Origin of the sequence: Dactylosporangium sp. NPDC049525 (genome assembly GCF_040676755.1) — a bacterium.
In the GTDB taxonomy this organism is placed as follows: Bacteria; Actinomycetota; Actinomycetes; order Mycobacteriales; family Micromonosporaceae; genus Dactylosporangium.
Genome location: NZ_JBFAPO010000006.1, coordinates 244,686 through 260,478, shown reverse-complemented (window position 1 = coordinate 260,478; position 15,793 = coordinate 244,686). Strand labels below are relative to the sequence as shown.

At 70.3% G+C, this 15,793-nt stretch carries 14 protein-coding genes; 11 read left to right on the top strand and 3 right to left on the bottom strand.

Annotated features, from left to right (window positions below; translation table 11 throughout):
• The first annotated feature begins 13 nt into the window (after window positions 1–13).
• The gene (locus tag AB0K00_RS13070; RefSeq protein ID WP_363519564.1) at window positions 14–553 is read left to right on the top strand and encodes a PH domain-containing protein; all 540 of its coding nucleotides are present in this window, start codon (window positions 14–16) and stop codon (window positions 551–553) included.
• Between the two features lie 85 nt (window positions 554–638).
• Here AB0K00_RS13070 and AB0K00_RS13065 read toward each other — a convergent pair whose 3' ends face one another.
• Together AB0K00_RS13065 and AB0K00_RS13060 are read right to left on the bottom strand one after the other, a co-directional pair.
• A complete protein-coding gene (locus tag AB0K00_RS13065; protein WP_363519562.1) occupies window positions 639–1,256 on the bottom strand; it encodes a GtrA family protein in 618 nt (205 codons plus the stop codon).
• Between the two features lie 112 nt (window positions 1,257–1,368).
• Window positions 1,369–1,854, bottom strand: coding sequence for a GtrA family protein (locus AB0K00_RS13060; RefSeq protein ID WP_363519692.1), 486 nt, complete (start codon window positions 1,852–1,854; stop codon window positions 1,369–1,371).
• Window positions 1,855–2,176: 322 nt separating this feature from the next.
• Between AB0K00_RS13060 and AB0K00_RS13055 the strand changes: the two genes are divergently transcribed.
• Together AB0K00_RS13055 and AB0K00_RS13050 are read left to right on the top strand one after the other, a co-directional pair.
• Complete coding sequence (locus AB0K00_RS13055; RefSeq protein WP_363519689.1) at window positions 2,177–4,003, top strand: phosphoenolpyruvate carboxykinase (GTP); 1,827 nt, start codon at window positions 2,177–2,179, stop codon at window positions 4,001–4,003.
• A 118-nt stretch (window positions 4,004–4,121) separates the two neighbouring features.
• A complete protein-coding gene (locus AB0K00_RS13050; RefSeq protein ID WP_363519559.1) occupies window positions 4,122–4,892 on the top strand; it encodes an isoprenyl transferase in 771 nt (256 codons plus the stop codon).
• Window positions 4,893–5,418: 526 nt separating this feature from the next.
• On the opposite strand, the gene otsB is transcribed toward AB0K00_RS13050, so the two are convergent.
• Window positions 5,419–6,222: a trehalose-phosphatase gene (gene otsB, locus AB0K00_RS13045; protein WP_363519556.1), complete on the bottom strand. Its 804-nt coding sequence runs from the start codon at window positions 6,220–6,222 to the stop codon at window positions 5,419–5,421.
• 373 nt (window positions 6,223–6,595) lie between these two features.
• On the opposite strand from otsB, the gene AB0K00_RS13040 reads away from it, so the two are divergent.
• The 8 genes from AB0K00_RS13040 (at window position 6,596) to AB0K00_RS13005 (ending at window position 15,792) form a co-directional block, all read left to right on the top strand.
• On the top strand, window positions 6,596–7,942 hold the full coding sequence (locus AB0K00_RS13040; RefSeq protein WP_363519554.1) for a PhoH family protein: 1,347 nt from the start codon (window positions 6,596–6,598) through the stop codon (window positions 7,940–7,942).
• Window positions 7,943–8,181: 239 nt separating this feature from the next.
• Complete coding sequence (locus AB0K00_RS13035; RefSeq protein WP_363519553.1) at window positions 8,182–8,847, top strand: lytic transglycosylase domain-containing protein; 666 nt, start codon at window positions 8,182–8,184, stop codon at window positions 8,845–8,847.
• Between the two features lie 2 nt (window positions 8,848–8,849).
• Window positions 8,850–9,545 (top strand): lytic transglycosylase domain-containing protein, encoded by a 696-nt coding sequence (locus AB0K00_RS13030; RefSeq protein WP_363519550.1) that lies wholly within the window; start codon window positions 8,850–8,852, stop codon window positions 9,543–9,545.
• 81 nt (window positions 9,546–9,626) lie between these two features.
• Window positions 9,627–10,280 carry a rhomboid family intramembrane serine protease gene (locus AB0K00_RS13025; RefSeq protein WP_363519547.1) on the top strand — a complete coding sequence of 218 codons (654 nt, stop codon included), beginning with the start codon at window positions 9,627–9,629 and terminating at the stop codon, window positions 10,278–10,280.
• Window positions 10,281–10,289: 9 nt separating this feature from the next.
• Window positions 10,290–11,258, top strand: a complete 969-nt coding sequence (locus AB0K00_RS13020; RefSeq protein WP_363519544.1) for an NAD(P)/FAD-dependent oxidoreductase — start codon at window positions 10,290–10,292, stop codon at window positions 11,256–11,258.
• A gap of 45 nt (window positions 11,259–11,303) precedes the next feature.
• Window positions 11,304–13,859, top strand: a complete 2,556-nt coding sequence (locus tag AB0K00_RS13015) for a PAS domain S-box protein (RefSeq protein WP_363519541.1) — start codon at window positions 11,304–11,306, stop codon at window positions 13,857–13,859.
• Window positions 13,856–14,284, top strand: a complete 429-nt coding sequence (locus tag AB0K00_RS13010) for a response regulator (RefSeq protein ID WP_363519538.1) — start codon at window positions 13,856–13,858, stop codon at window positions 14,282–14,284. Before AB0K00_RS13015 ends, AB0K00_RS13010 begins: the two co-directional genes overlap by 4 nt.
• On the top strand, window positions 14,281–15,792 hold the full coding sequence (locus AB0K00_RS13005; protein ID WP_363519535.1) for an ATP-binding protein: 1,512 nt from the start codon (window positions 14,281–14,283) through the stop codon (window positions 15,790–15,792). The genes AB0K00_RS13010 and AB0K00_RS13005 overlap by 4 nt, the downstream gene beginning before the upstream one ends.
• Window position 15,793: the final 1 nt, after the last annotated feature.

Sequence of the window (15,793 nt, the reverse complement as noted above, 5' to 3'; positions counted from 1 at the left end):
CGAGGAGGTTGGCGTGGGGTTCCCGGAAAGCGTCCTGACCAAGGACGAGCAGGTGGTGCTGCACCTGCACCCCCACTGGAAGGCACTGTTCCTGCCGGTGCTCTGGTTCGTCCTCACCGCCGCCGCGGTCGTGGCCATTTCCCTGTTCACGGGTGTGGGCACGATCGGCACGCTGATCGCCGCCGGCGTCGGCCTGGTGGTGGTGCTCGTGGTCACCGTGTGGCCATGGATCAAGTGGAAGACCACGCACTACGTCTTCACCAACGAGCGGGTGATCATGCGCAGCGGCGTGTTCTCACGCAGCGGCCGGGACATCCCGCTGGGCCGGGTCAACGACGTGTCGTTCTCCCACTCGCTGTTCGAGCGGATGCTCGGCTGCGGCACGCTGACCATCGAGTCGGCCGGCGAGCGGGGCCAGGTCCAGCTCACCGACATCCCGCAGGTGGAGAAGACCCAGAGCATGCTCTACGAGCTGGTCGACGCGGACCGGCAGAAGCACACCTTCGGCGACGACGACCGTCAGGCCCTCGTCGACGAGATCAAGAACGACTGACGGCGCGCCCGTGATCGCTGCGCCGGCTCGGGCAGAGCCGGCGTGGCGATGGCCCGACAGGGCTCAGCGGTGGCTCAGCGAGGGCTCAGCGGTGGCCGGCGGGTGATTCCAGCTCGTCGAGGGTCAGCTCGTCGTCGTCGTGCGAGTGGCGCGGCCCGGGCGCGACCGCGACCTCGGTCAGCGCGACCTCGAGCGCCTCCACTTCGGCCTCCAGTTCGGCGTCCGCGATCGCCTGCGGGTCGTCCGAGACGACCGGCGTGTGGAACACGAACGTCCGGTATGCCCAGAAGCGGAACACCATCGCGATGGCGATGCCGACCGCGCTGGCGATGTTGAACGCGAGCCGGTCGTCGCTGTTGGTCTCGCTGAAGCCCAGCCCGTACTTGGCGACGGCGAGGACCGCGCTCTGGATCAGCAGGCCGACGCCGTTGAGTGCGAAGAACAGGGTGTATTCCCGGCGCAGGCTCTTGCGGTCGCTGCGCTGGTAGGTCCACTGCCGGTTCAGGATGTAGGACGCGGTCGTCGCGACCACCGCCGCGACGATCTTCGCCTTGAGCGGGCCGATCGACAGCAGCAGGTTGAGCACTGCGAAGTCGATGATCGTGTTGATCCCGCCGACCGCCAGGAACTTGAACAGTTCGGTGGCGAGCGAGCGGTGCCGCTCGGGGACGAACCGGTCGCGGAGGTTGCTGGCTAGGCGCACCGTGCAACCTTACGGTAGGTCGCCAAGCATCGCCCCGGTTACACCGCAGACTGCGGGGCAGCTCACCCGCATCTTGACCACTGTGCAACCGGGCTGTTACCTGCTGCCGAGTTTAGACCGCGTCCGGAGTCTTCCGGAACACAATGTTGCGATACGACCAGAACCTGAACAGCGTCCCGAATGCCATGCCGACGATGTTGGCGGCGATGTTGTCGGCGAGCTTGCCCTGGAAGAACGGCCAGATCGAGCCGAGCCCGTAGTGGCTCGCCCACAGGCAGGCCAGGCCGATGATCAACCCGACCAGGTTGAACAGGAAGTACAGGCTGTATTCGCGGCGCAGGTTGGTCCGCTCCCGGTCGCGCCAGGTCCAGAACCGGTTGCCGATGAACGCGACCGTCGCGGCGACCACGGTGGAGATCGTCTTCGCGACCAGCGTCGGCGTGCCGCTGAAGAGCAGCACGTTGAAGATGGCCACGTCCACCACGAACGCCACGATGCCGACCGTGCCGAACTTGCCCAGCTCGCGGACCAGGTGCTCGAAGCGGGCGAACAGTCCGCGCAGGCCGCCCGGGCCCGGCTCGGTCGCCACCGACTGCAGTTCCGTCACGTCGCAGAGGGTACGGCACCGCTGACCTCAGCGGGCGCATCGGCCGCAGACCGCATGCTTTGCGCGTTGGTGCGCGGTTGACGAAAAGTTCACGCGTGATTCTGCGAACGGGTGCGAGATTCTCCTGCCCTTGTGCAGCTTTTCACAAGCTCTCACACTGCCCGGCCGGGGTAGCCGGTTTACGCTGAGGGAAATCAGACGAACGTTTCCACGGCCGCTCGCAGTATCGCGCGCCGTGCTTTGGCGTATGCCCGTTGCTTCCTTACGCCGCTTGAAAGTCCAGGTCAACGCCGACCACGAGGAGATCTTGAACATGTCCGCACCGGTCACCGTCCCCGGCCTCGACCAGGCACCCACCGCCCATTCCAAGCTGCTCGCGTGGGTCCGCGAGGTCGCCGAGCTCACCGGCCCCGACCGGGTCGTCTGGTGTGACGGCTCCGAGGGGGAGTGGCGCCGCATCACCGACGAGCTGGTCGACAAACAGGTGCTGGTGCGGCTGCGGCAGAAGCCGAACTCGTTCTGGGCCCGCACCGACCCGTCGGACGTGGCCCGGGTGGAGGAGCGCACATTCATCTGCTCCGCCGACGAGGCCGACGCCGGCCCGACGAACAACTGGATGGCGCCCGCGGAGATGAAGCGGGTCATGACGGAGCTCTACGACGGCTCGATGCGCGGCCGCACGATGTACGTCGTGCCGTTCTGCATGGGCCCGCTGACCGCCGAGCAGCCGATGTTCGGGGTCGAGCTGACCGACTCGCCGTACGTGGTCGCCTCCATGCGGATCATGACCCGGATGGGCGCCGACGTGCTCGACCGGATGGGCGACGACGCCCCCTTCGTGCCGTGCCTGCACTCGGTGGGTGCACCGCTCGCGCCTGGGCAGGACGACGTCGCCTGGCCGTGCAGCGACACCAAGTACATCTCCCACTTCCCGGAGAGCCGCGAGATCTGGAGCTACGGCTCCGGCTACGGCGGCAATTCCCTGCTGGGCAAGAAGTGCTTCTCGCTGCGCATCGCCAGCGTCATGGGCCGCGACGAGGGCTGGCTCGCCGAGCACATGCTGATCCTGAAGCTGACCGGGCCGACCGGGCAGGTCAAGTACGTCGCGGCCGCGTTCCCCAGCGCCTGCGGCAAGACCAACCTGGCGATGCTGGAGCCGACCATCCCCGGCTGGAAGGTCGAGACGCTCGGCGACGACATCGCCTGGATGCGCTTCGGCGAGGACGGCCGCCTCTACGCGGTCAACCCGGAGTTCGGCCTGTTCGGCGTCGCTCCGGGCACCGACTGGAAGACCAACCCGAACGCGATGCGGACCCTCGCCAAGGGCAACTCGGTCTTCACCAACGTGGCGATGACCGACGACGGCGACATCTGGTGGGAAGGCATGGGCGAGCCGCCCGCGCACCTCACCGACTGGAAGGGCCAGGACTGGACACCTTCGATGGACGAGCCGTCCTCGCACCCGAACTCGCGCTTCTGCACCCCGATCGAGCAGTGCCCGATCCTCGCCGACGAGTACGCCGACCCGCGCGGCGTGCCGATCGACGCGATCCTCTTCGGCGGCCGGCGCAAGACCACGATCCCGCTGGTGACGGAGGCCCGCGACTGGGTGCACGGCGTCTACCTGGGCGCGACCCTGTCCAGCGAGACCACCGCCGCGGCCGCCGGCAAGGTCGGCGTGGTGCGCCGCGACCCGATGGCCATGCTGCCCTTCATCGGCTACCACGCCGGCGACTACTTCGCGCACTGGATCGCGATGGGCAAGGGCGCCGACGGCGACGCCACGAAGCTGCCCCGGATCTTCTACGTCAACTGGTTCCGCCGCGGCGACGACGGCCGCTTCCTGTGGCCCGGCTTCGGGGAGAACGCCCGCGTGCTGAAGTGGGTCGTCGAGCGCATCGAGGGCACCGCCGCGGCGGTGGAGACCCCCATCGGCCGGGTGCCGGCGCCCGGCTCGCTCGACGTCACGGGCCTGGACCTGACGGCCGAGGACCTGGCGCTGGTCCTGCGGGTGGACGCCGACGAATGGCGCGCCGAGGTCCCCCAGGTGGCCGAATGGTTCGAGCGATTCGGTGACAAACTGCCCGGCGTGCTCTGGGCCGAGCTGGACGCGCTGAAGGCCCGCCTCGAAGCCGCATAGCCGCTGGTGGGCGGCCGGTCAGTCGGGAGATCGGCCGCCCACGCACCCGCCGTTCAGTACTGTCTGGTGCACGGCTGACGGTGTCGCTTTGCCCGGTAGGTCGCTACTCTTCTCGACCGTGGGCCTGCGTGACGTGGTGTATTCGTTGTACGAGAAGCGTCTCGCCCGACGGCTGCACGGCAAACCTCAGCCGCGACACGTCGGGGTGATTGTCGACGGCAATCGGCGCTGGGCGCGCGAGATGGGCTACGTCGACCCCAACGACGGCCACCGCGTCGGCGCCGAGCGGATCAAGGAGCTGCTGCGCTGGTGCGACGGGGCGACCGTCTCGCACGTCACGCTGTGGCTGCTGTCGACCGACAACCTCTCCCGGCCGTCCGCCGAGCTCGACCCGCTGCTGCAGATCATCGAGAACCTCGCCGCCGAGCTCGCCGCCGACGGCAACCCCTGGCAGCTGCGCATGGTCGGCGCCCTCGACCTGCTCCCCACCGCCAGCGCACAGTCGCTGAAGGCGGCCGAGGAGCGCACCGTCAACCGCACCGGCGGGGCGCAGGTCAGCCTCGCCGTCGGCTACGGCGGCCGCCGCGAGATCGCCGACGCGGTCCGCTCCCTGCTGCACGAGCACGCGAAGGCCGGCACGTCCATCGAAGAGCTCGCCGAGATCCTCGACGTGGACCACATCTCCGACCACCTCTACACCCGCGGCCTGCCCGACCCCGACCTGGTGATCAGGACCAGCGGCGAGCAGCGGCTGTCAGGCTTCCTGCTGTGGCAGAGCGCCCACTCGGAGTTCTACTTCTGCGACGTGCACTGGCCCAGCTTCCGCCGGGTCGACTTCCTGCGCGCCCTGCGCTCCTACGCCAACCGCCAACGCCGCTACGGCGCGTAGCACGGTTGCCGTCCGTGCATAGATGGTGTGCGATCCACCCGCGAGTTGATCTTTGGAGTGCGGGTAGATCGCACACCGTCGATGGCACAAAAGCCACAAATACGGGCATTGACCAACGTCTGTTCGGGGGCGATGGTGGCACCGCGCTCCGGACGGCGATCTTCCTGCCTGGCGCATGATCGAAGGGCGGCCGTGGCCGCGCGGACGGCCACCCGGATCCTTCGATCAGGACGGGAGTGGGGTTGGATCTTGGCGCACACGTTGGGCGCCGCGGTCGCGGTATGGGTGATTTGTTCGTGTTTGAAGCCGGCGACGGTGTGGCACCACCGAATGACGACCTCGACGGCGCTGGATCATGCGAGTGCGGACCTGGCTTGGCATCACCGCAAGACGGCACGGACGGCAACCGCGCCACCCCTTCGCGCGGCCGGAGGCTGCGCGGAACCACAAAGGCCGCCGCCGTGCTGGATTTTCTATTACGGGGATGACGATCACGCACGCGAACCTGGACGCAACGTGGCGAATGCTACGTCAGCTGGTCCAGCAGGGATCTCAGGAGGGCAGGGACGTCCTCGGGGGCGTCGACGTGGATGTCGGCGGCCTCGATGAGGGCGTGGCCGCTCTCGGCGTTGGCGACGGCCACCCGGACCCCCACGAAGTCCGGATCGACCTCCTCGCGGGCCGCCAGGGCGTCGAACGCGCGCAGGTCGGCGACGTCGTCGCCGAAATACCAGGCGCAGCTGTGGCCCTCGGTCTCCTCGCGCAGGACGCTGCCCTTGTCGCGCTGGCCGGGAGGCTTGAGCTCCAGGACCATGCGGCCCGCCTGCACGCGCAGGCCCAGCTCGCTGGCCCGCTCCTTGCCCCACTGCTCGACCTCGGGGCCGAGGTGCGGCGCGTTGCGGTAGTGCACCGCGACGGACAGCCGCTTGTATTCCACCCGGGTGCCCGCCGGCAGTTCGGCCCGTGCGCGGTCGGCAAGGTCGCTCATGACCTGCACGAACGGCGCGGCGCTCGGGTCGGTCTCGACCAGGCCGCCGGGGCGCTGGACCTCCAGGCCGTAGAGGCCGAAGACGGCCACGTCGGGCAGGGCCGCGAAGCGCTGGCGCAGGAATTCCGCGGGCCGGGCGGAGACGATGACGACCTTGCCGAGGCGCCGGTTGACTTCGGCGAGAATCTCGACGATGCCGTCGGCGGGGTGGACCGTGTCCGGATCTTCCTGGATCGGTGCGAGGGTGCCGTCGAAGTCGAAGAAGAAGGCGCAGTGCCCGGCTCGCTCCGCGGTCAGCTGGAGGATGGCCGCGCGGGAGCGTGCTGTGTCAGGAGCCGCCATATCCACAGCGTACTGAACATTTCGCGGTCCGTGTGGGTGGCGGGGCGTACCTCACAAGGCGGGCGTTCGCCGGCAATCAACGACTCGATCTAGTGGATTTTGCTTGCAGCGGTTAGCGTCTGTGCTGTGGCTAGGGGTTTTCCCGGCCATCCGAGGCCCGGACCGAGCGATCCATGTGAAGCCACGGGGCCAAGCACCCGACCCCGTGCGGGCGTCGGAGGACGCGAGTGCGGGCGGCGAGGTGCCCGTCCCCGGAGATCCCGTGACCGTTCGCCGCAGTCCCTCTGATTCCAGTCCCGCTCCTCGCAGCCGTGCCACCAAGGCCCAGCCGGCGAGCGCCGCCCCGGTGGGCGCCGCCCCTGCGGAGGCCGCCGTGCCGGAAAAGCCGGCCCGGCGCACCCGCAAGAAGGCCGAGCCGGTGGTCGCGCGCCGCACCTTCGTGCTGGACACCTCGGTGCTGCTGGCCGACCCGGGCGCGTTCCTGCGCTTCGGGGAGCACGACGTGGTTCTGCCCCTGGTCGTCATCTCCGAATTGGAGGGCAAGCGGCACCATCCCGAGCTCGGTTATTTCGCGCGGCGTTCGCTGCGGTTCCTGGACGACCTGCGGGCCAAGCACGGCCGGCTCGACCTGCCGCTGCCCCTGACCGACGCGGGCGGCACCCTGTGGGTGGAGCTCAACCACGCCAATCAGAACGTGCTGCCGGCCGGGTTCCGGGCCGACACCGACGACGCCCGCATCCTCGCCGTGGCCCTTGCGCTGGCCGCCGAGGGCAAGGACGTCCTGCTGGTCACCAAGGACATGCCGCTGCGGGTCAAGGCCGGCTCGGTGGGCCTGGCCGCGGACGAGTACCAGCCGGGTCCGGCGACCAACCAGAGCTACACGGGCATGGTCGAGCTCGGCATCGCCGAGGACGACGTGAAGCGGCTCTATGCGGGCGAGGCGATCGACCTCGACGGCGCCGGTGACCTGCCCGTGCACACCGGCCTGGTGCTCACCTCGCAGAACGGCTCGGCCCTGGGCCGGGTCTGCTCCGACAAGTCGGTGCGGCTGGTCCGCGGCGACCGGGAGGCGTTCGGCGTGCGGGGCCGCTCCGCGGAGCAGCGCATCGCGCTGGACCTGCTGCTGGACGAGTCGATCGGCATCGTGTCGATGGGCGGGCGGGCCGGCACCGGCAAGTCCGCGCTGGCCCTCTGCGCGGGCCTGGAGCAGGTCATGGAGCGGCGCAAGCACAAGAAGGTCATCGTCTTCCGCCCGCTGTATGCGGTCGGCGGCCAGGAGCTGGGCTACCTGCCCGGGGACGCCGCCGAGAAGATGTCGCCCTGGGCGCAGGCGGTCTTCGACACGCTCGGCTCGCTGGTGCACGACAACGTGATGGAGGAGGTGGCGGCCCGCGGCATGCTCGAGGTCCTGCCGCTGACCCACATCCGGGGCCGCAGCCTGCACGACGCGTTCGTGATCGTGGACGAGGCCCAGTCGCTGGAGCGCGGTGTCCTGCTCACCGTGCTGTCCCGCATCGGCAGCAACTCGCGGGTCGTGCTGACCCACGACGTCGCTCAGCGTGACAACCTGCGGGTCGGCCGGCACGACGGCATCGCCGCGGTGATCGAGGCCCTCAAGGGTCATCCGATCTTCGCGCACGTGACCTTGACCCGCTCGGAGCGTTCTCCTATTGCCGAGGTCGTGACGGACCTGCTGGAGGACCTCCCGTTCGAGCGGTAACTTAAGCAAAAGAGTCCCAATTGTCACGTGATTAGAATCACAGAAGGTACCGTTTGGGTTCTCACCCGCGAATGCACTAGGCGATGGTGGGGATCGAGCGCGTGACGCCGACCAGCTTCCAAGCATCTCGGCATCAGGCGCTCACGGTGCGTCACTGGCCCGGACGGGTGCCCCGCTCAGCGCAGCGGGCGCCCGTCCGGGCCGTGCACCGACCATGTCCCCGACGAATGGATACCTTCGTGATCCGGCTGTGGCAGCGGGTCGGCAAGGTCAGAGCCATCGCGGTTCTCGTGCTGGTTGCGGGACTCGCCGGTGGCCTGCTCATTGCCAACCGACAGACCCAGCACAACGCGACGGCAGAGCCGGTCAAGGCCGCCGACGCCGCTTCGCTTCCACGGGCGTCCGCCAGCCCTTCCGCCGCGCCCGCCTCGTCTGATCAGGCCTCCGCGCAGAGCAAGGCGCAGGATGCCGCCGCGGCCGCCGCAGCGCAGGCCAAGGCCGCCGAGGACGCCGCTCGCAAGAAGAAGGAAGAGGAGGCGAGCCGCTCCAACACGCGCAGCGCGGCCCCGCCGGCCTACCCGGCTCCCGCCTCCTGCGACGTGTACAGCGGCAACAAGAAGACCGGCTGCACCCTCATGGTGGCCGCCGGCTTCGGCCTGGACCAGATGCCCTGCCTGGAGAAGCTCTGGAACAAGGAGAGCGGGTGGAACCCCCTCGCTCACAACAAGAGCAGCGGGGCGCACGGCATCCCCCAGGCGGTGCCCGGCGACAAGATGGCCGCGTACGGTCCGAACTGGTACAACGACGCGGCGACCCAGATCAAGTGGGGCCTGAACTACATCAAGGGCCGCTACAAGACGCCGTGCGGCGCGTGGTCCCACAGCCAGAACACGGGTTGGTACTAGCCATGGACGTCGTGACGCTGCTGTGGCGCCGGATCGGCAAGGTGCGGGCCATCGCGGCCCTCGCGCTGGTCGCGGCGCTCGTGGGCGGCCTGGTCGTGGCCAACTGGGACAGCGGCAAGCCGGCCGAGCCGGTCAACGCCGCCGCCGACGCCACGCTCCCGCGTGCCTCCGACGGCTCGCCGGGCAGCCCGAGCGCCGCCGCCGGGCAGGCCTCTGAGCAGGCATCCGCACAGAGCAAGGCGCAGGACGCCGCGGCGGCCGCCGCCGCGCAGGCCAAGGCCGCCGAGGACGCCGCACGCAAGAAGAAGGAAGAGGAGGCGAGCCGGTCCGTCGTACGCACGCTGGGCCCGCCGACCTACCCGATCCCCGCCGAGTGCGACGTGTACAAGGGCAAGAGCGACAACAAGTGGCGCGGCTGCGGGCTGCTGCACGTCGCCGGCTTCGGGATGGACCAGATGGGTCCGTGCCTGGAGAAGCTCTGGGACAAGGAAAGCCACTGGACCACGACGGCGAAGAACAAGAGCTCCGGGGCGTACGGCATCGCCCAGGCGCTCCCGGGGTCGAAGATGGCCTCGGTCGCCAGCGACTGGTCGTGGAACCCGGAGACCCAGATCAAGTGGGGCCTTGGCTACATCAAGGGCCGCTACAAGACGCCGTGCGCCGCCTGGGCACAGAGCCAGTCCAGCGGCTGGTACTAAAAGAACGGCATACCCGGAGGAAACCCGCCACCCCGATGAACACGGGTGGCGGGTTTTCCCCGGACCTGTTACCACAGTGGCGTGACTCTCGACGAGACCCGCCAGTCCGACCCCTCGCGCTTCGGCACGGAGGCGTTCTATGCCGCCGTGGGCAGGGCCTTCGTCGCGATGTGCGCGTTCGTGCCGGTGCTGTTCGCGATCGAGTTCCTCGACCGGCTGACCGGTGAGCGCCTCGACCAGGACGGCGGCATCCGGCCGCACCACCTCGACGGGCTCGACGGCATCGTCTTCTCGCCGTTCCTGCACGCCGGCTTCGCCCACGTGCTGGCCAACAGCATCCCGCTGATCCTGCTCGGCACGTTCGTCCTCGCCGCCGGGACCACCCGGTTCCTGCTCACCACCGTCTTCATCGCGCTGGTCGCCGGGGTCGGGGTGTGGTTCATCGGTGACCCGGACACCGTGGTCGTCGGCGCCAGCGGGGTCATCTTCGGCTACCTCGGCGTGATCCTGATGCGGGGCGTCGTCGAGCACAGCTGGTGGCACATCGCCGTCGGGGTGCTCATCGGCCTGTTGTACGGCTGGCAGCTCTTCGGTGTCCTTCCCGGCGAGGAGGGTGTCTCCTGGCAGGGGCACCTGTGCGGGTTCATCGGCGGTCTCGTCGCAGCGGTGGTGTTCCGGCGGCGCCGCCCGCGACGCACCGACGACCCCCTGGCGATCGGCACCGATGCCGCATAGCGTTCGCTTATGCGGGAAGTCGATCTGGCCATCGTCGGCGCGGGACCGGCCGGCCTCTTCGGTGCGTACTACGCCGGTTTCCGGGGGCTCACCACGGCGGTGATCGACGCCCTGCCGGAGCCCGGCGGGCAGGTCACGGCCATGTACCCCGAGAAAATGATCTTCGATGTCGCGGGCTTCCCGGGCATCCGCGGCCGGGACCTGGTCGCCAACCTGGTGGAGCAGGCCGACCAGTTCCACCCCCAGTACCTGCTCGGCGTGCGGGCCGACGGCCTCGCCTACTCCGAGGACCGGCCCGTGCTGACCCTGTCCGACGGCACCGTCCTGCACTGCGGGGCCATCCTCATCACCGGCGGCCTGGGCAGCTTCACGGCCCGCCCGCTGCCCGCCGCCGCGGGGTTCACCGGCAGCGGCCTGGTCTTCTTCGTGCCGCACCTGGCCGACCTCGCCGGGCACGACGTGGTCATCGTCGGCGGCGGCGACTCCGCCTTCGACTGGGCCCTCGCCCTGGAGCCCCTCGCGAAGTCGGTGACCCTCGTGCACCGCCGGGAGAAGTTCCGGGCGCACGCCTCCACCGTCGCCCGCGCGCAGGCCCTGCCGATCGAGATCATCGTCAACGCCGAGGTCACCCGGATCCACGGCGACGGGCACTGCACCGGTGTCGACGTCACCGTCCGCGGCGCCGGGCCGCGCACCCTGCCCGCCGACTCGATCGTGGCCGCGCTCGGCTTCACCGCCGACCTCGGCCCCCTCGCGGACTGGGGCCTCGAACTGGACAAGCGCCACATCAAGGTCGACTCGACCACCGCGACGAACCTGCCCCGGGTGTTCGCCGCCGGCGACATCAGCGAATACCCGGGCAAGGTCCGGCTGATCGCGGTCGGTTTCGGGGAGGCCGCGACCGCCGTCAACAACGCCGCCGTGATCATCGACCCGGCCGCCCATCTCTTCCCCGGGCACTCGTCGGACAACGGATGAGCAACTCCTCAAAAACCTGAGCGCACCGCCGATCTGAGATGCGTGGTGGGCGTCCGTCTCCAGGTGTTCGGGGTGGTGCTCCTCGGCCTGCTGGTCTCCGGCGGCGCGGGGCTGCTGATGCACCGTGTCGAGCTGGACAACGCCGGGCAGGCCCTGGACCGGCGGGTCGCCGCGGCGCAGGAGGCGGTGGCGTCCACCGCCCAGCGCTACGTCGACGCGGTGCAGCTGACCGCCGGCGGCCTGGAGGCCCTGCCGGAGCTCGACGCCGTCTCGTTCACCACGGCCACCGCCCCGCTCGGCCAGCTCTGGCTGCCGGGCGCCACCTCCATCGACTTCATCGTCGCGGTGCAGGACTCCGCCGTGGCGGCCGCGCAGGCCGACTGGCGGGCGCGCGGCGCGACCGGCCTGACGCTGCACGCCACCACCGGCGCCGGCCGGCGCTACTTCACCGTGCTGCAGCGCACCCTTGACGAGGGCGGCGCCGGCACCGGCGTCGGGCAGGACCTGACCACGTCCGCGGAGGCGGCCTCGGCGCTGGAACGGGCCCAGCGCGTCGGCCTGCCCGCCATCTCGGACCCGTACGTGCTGCCGCGCGACGCCGGCCTGCCCGCGCCGCGCCAGCAGCAGTCGGTGGTGCTCCTGCAGCGGGTCCTCGACCGGGACACCGGCGAGGTGCTCGGCTTCGTCGAGATGGCGGTGCGGATGCAGGACTTCTTCACCGGCACGATGCTCCAGCCGTCCCGCGAGCTGCTGGACGTGACGCTGTCCGCGATCGAGGACAACGGATGGCGCTCGATCGCCCACATCGAGCGGCAGGACGTCGGCGCCGGCGACCTGCGCCGCAGCGTCATCGTGCAGGTCGCCGACCAGCAGTGGCAGCTGACGGTCGGCACCGACGGCACGGCCCTGATCGGCGCCGACGGCCACCTCGACGACGGCATGGTGTTCAGCGGCCTGGCGCTCACGCTGGTCACCGCCGCGCTGGTCTACACTCTCGCCACGTCCCGCCGCCGGGCCGAGGACCGGGTCGTCCAGGCCACCGTCGACCTGCGGCACCAGGCGACCCTGCTGTCCGCGGTGATGAACACGATCGGCGACGGCGTGGTGGTCTTCGCCGCGGACGGCGCCGCGCTGTGGGTCAACCCGACCGCCCGGGAGCTGCTCGGCCGTGACATCGACCGCCACCCGCCGGCCGAGTGGCCCGAGCTGCTGGAGGCGTACGAGGCGGACGGCACCACCCCGTACCGGTTCCGCGACCTGGTCCGCAACCGCCTGGAGTCGCAGGTCGAGCTGATCGTGCGGGGACGCCGGCTGGACGTGCGGCTGCGGGCCCTGGTCCGGCAGGACGGCGCCGGCGCCGGCGCCGACGCCGGCGGCGCGGTCGCGGTGCTGCGCGACATCACCGACCTGCACGACGCCGACGAGAAGGTCCGCGCCTCGGAGGAGCTGCTCCAGCTGCTGCTGGACGGCGCCCGCGACTACGCCATCTACATGCTCGACCGGCAGGGTGTCGTGGTGAGCTGGTCGGCCAACGCCGAACGGCTCAAGGGGTACCGCACCGACGAGGTCGTCGGCCGCTCCTACGCGATGTTCTTCACCGCGGAGGAGGCCGCCGCGGGAGTGCCGGAACGCATCCTGGACCAGGCGGCGGAGCACGGCCAGGTCGAGATCGACGGCCCGCGGGTGCGCCGCAACGGCAGCCGCTTCTGGGCGCACGGCCTGCTCACCGCCGTGCGCGACCCCGACGGGTCGATCCGCGGCTTCGTCAAGGTCAGCCAGGACGTCACCGACCGCAAGACCGCCGAGCGGGCGGTCGAGCAGCTCAACGCCGAGCTGGAGGCGCGCGTCGCGGAGCGCACCGCCGACCTGCGGGAGGCCAACGCGGAGCTGGAGTCCTTCTCCTACAGCGTCTCGCACGACCTGCGGGCGCCGCTGCGGGCCGTCGACGGCTTCGCCAAGATGCTCGCCCTGGACCACGGCGACGCGCTCGACGAGCAGGGCCGGCGGTACCTCGGCCGCATCCGCGCCGGCGCGCAGCACATGGGTGACCTGATCGACGGGCTGCTGGCCTTCTCCCGGCTCCAGCGGCAGGAGATGGCGAGCCTGCGCGTCCACGTCGACCAGCTGGTCGCCGACGTCTGGGACGAGCTGAGCGTCGAGCGCGGCAGCCGCGACATCGTCCTCACCGTCGCGGACCTGCCCGACGCTCAGGGCGACCCGCGGCTCGTCCGGCACGTGGTGGCCAACCTCGTCGGCAACGCGGTGAAGTACACCCGCGACGTCTCCCCGGCCCGCATCGAGATCGGGCACCGGGTGGGGCCGCTCAGCGGCGAGGTCATGTACTACGTCAAGGACAACGGCGCCGGCTTCGACATGCGTTACGCCGACAAGCTGTTCAAGGTCTTCCAGCGGCTGCACCGGGCCGAGGACTACGAGGGCACCGGCATCGGGCTCGCCCTCACCCACCGCATCGTGCTGCGGCACGGCGGCCAGATCTGGGCCGACGCGGTCCCCGGCGAGGGCGCCACGTTCTACTTCACCCTTCCGGCCCTCGACCACGCTGGACACACCGGACACACGTTGTTGGAGGTGGGCGGGTGAAACCGCTGTCCAATCGGGTCCTGCTCGTCGAGGACAACCCCGACGACCTGGAGCTCGCCCGGCTCGCGTTCGAGCGGGGCAGGTTCGCCCGCAACGTCGACGTCGCCCGCGACGGCGCCGAGGCCCTCGACCACCTGTTCGGCCCGGCCGCCGCCGACCCGCCGCAGGTGGTGCTGCTGGACATCAAGCTCCCGCTGGTCGACGGCATCGACGTGCTGCGCCGGGTCAAGGCCGACCGGCGCACCCGGCACATCCCGGTCGTCATGCTCACCTCGTCCGCGCAGGACCGCGACCTGCACGCCTGCTACGAGCTCGGCGCCAACAGCTACATCGTCAAACCGGTCGACATGGAGCAGTTCATGTCCGCCGTCAACAGCATCGGCCTGTACTGGCTGGGCCTGAACCTGACCGATGCGCACTCATGAGGATCCTGCTCCTCGAGGACAACCCCGACGACGCCGAGGTGCTCGTGTTCGAGCTGCGGCGGGCCGGGTTCGCACCCGTGTGGCGGCGGGTCGAGTCCCGCGCGGACTTCCAGGCCGCGCTCGAGGACCCCGGCGGCCCGCCCGAGGTGATCCTCGCCGACTACTCGCTGCCGCAGTTCAACGCCCTGGAGGCGCTGCACATGCTGCGCGCCGGCGGTTACGACATCCCGGCGATCGTGGTCAGCGGCGCGATGAGCGAGGAGTCGTGCGTCGACGCGCTGCGCCACGGCGCGGTGGACTACCTGCTCAAGGACCGGCTGAGCCGGCTCGGCTCGGCGGTGCAGCACGCCCTGTCGCAGCAGCGCCTCGCCGCCGACCAGCGCCGCGCGGAGGAGACGTTCCGGGCCGCGTTCGACCACGCCCCGGTCGGCATGGCCGTCACCGACCTCGACGGCCACGTGCTGGAGGTCAACCAGGAGCTGGCCCGCATGACCGGCCTGCAACCCGCGCAGCTGCTGCTCGACATGGTCCTCGAGGAGGACCGGCCGATCGTTGCGGACAAGATGCAGCGCCTCGTCGCCGGCGAGGCCGAGAAGGTCAGCAAGGAGCTGCGGCTGTGCCGCTCCGACGGCGCGCCGCTGTGGGGGCAGTACTCGGCGTCGCTCATCGGCGCGGGCGGCAGCGCGCACCCCGGGGCCAACCACGGGGCGCACCACGTCGTGCACCAGATCGCCGACGTCACCGACCGCCGGCGCGCCGAGGAGGCCCTCCAGCGGCAGGCGGCCAAGCTCGCCCGCACCAACAGCGACCTGCAGGAGCTCGACCGGCTCAAGAGCGAGTTCGTCGCCACCGTCTCCCACGAGCTGCGGACCCCGCTGACCAGCATCCGCGGCTACACCGAGATCCTCGCCGACGCGCACGCCAGCTCCCTCGGCGCCACCGAACGCAAGATCGTCGGCATCATCGACCGTAACGGCCGCCGGCTGCTCGACCTCATCGAGGACCTGCTGACGTTCTCCCGGATCGAGTCGGGCACCCTGACGCTCACCGTCGGCCCGGTGAAGGTCAAGCACGTCATCGACGCCGCGTGCGAGGCGATCCGCCCGTCGGTCGAGACGGCCGGGCTGACCGTCACCACCGACATCGACGAGCACATCCCGGTCGTGCAGGGCGACAGCGACCAGCTCGAACGGGTCGTGCTCAACCTGCTGACCAACGCCGTCAAGTTCTCCGACCCGGGCGGCTCGATCACCGTCACCGGCCGGGAACGCGACGGCGAGGTGGTCGTGTGGATCCGCGACACCGGGGTCGGCATCCCGGAGCATGAGCAGGGCATGCTGTTCACCCGCTTCTTCCGCACCGCCGACGCCCAGAAACGGGCGATCAAGGGTAGCGGCCTGGGCCTGGCGATCAGCAAGGCGATCGTGGAGGCGCACGGTGGCTGGATCGCCCTGGAGTCGATCGAGGGCAGCGGCACCACCGTCGGCTTCGGTGTGCCGACGCCATAGT

Excerpts from the sequence above, each read along its gene's own strand:
- otsB (WP_363519556.1), bottom strand. The coding sequence starts at position 6,222 with ATGGCGGCTCCTGACACAGCACGCTCCCGCGCGGCCATCCTCCAGCTG.
- AB0K00_RS13005 (WP_363519535.1), top strand. The coding sequence starts at position 14,281 with ATGAGGATCCTGCTCCTCGAGGACAACCCCGACGACGCCGAGGTGCTC.
- AB0K00_RS13030 (WP_363519550.1), top strand. The coding sequence starts at position 8,850 with ATGGACGTCGTGACGCTGCTGTGGCGCCGGATCGGCAAGGTGCGGGCC.
- AB0K00_RS13020 (WP_363519544.1), top strand. The coding sequence starts at position 10,290 with ATGCGGGAAGTCGATCTGGCCATCGTCGGCGCGGGACCGGCCGGCCTC.
- AB0K00_RS13055 (WP_363519689.1), top strand. The coding sequence starts at position 2,177 with ATGTCCGCACCGGTCACCGTCCCCGGCCTCGACCAGGCACCCACCGCC.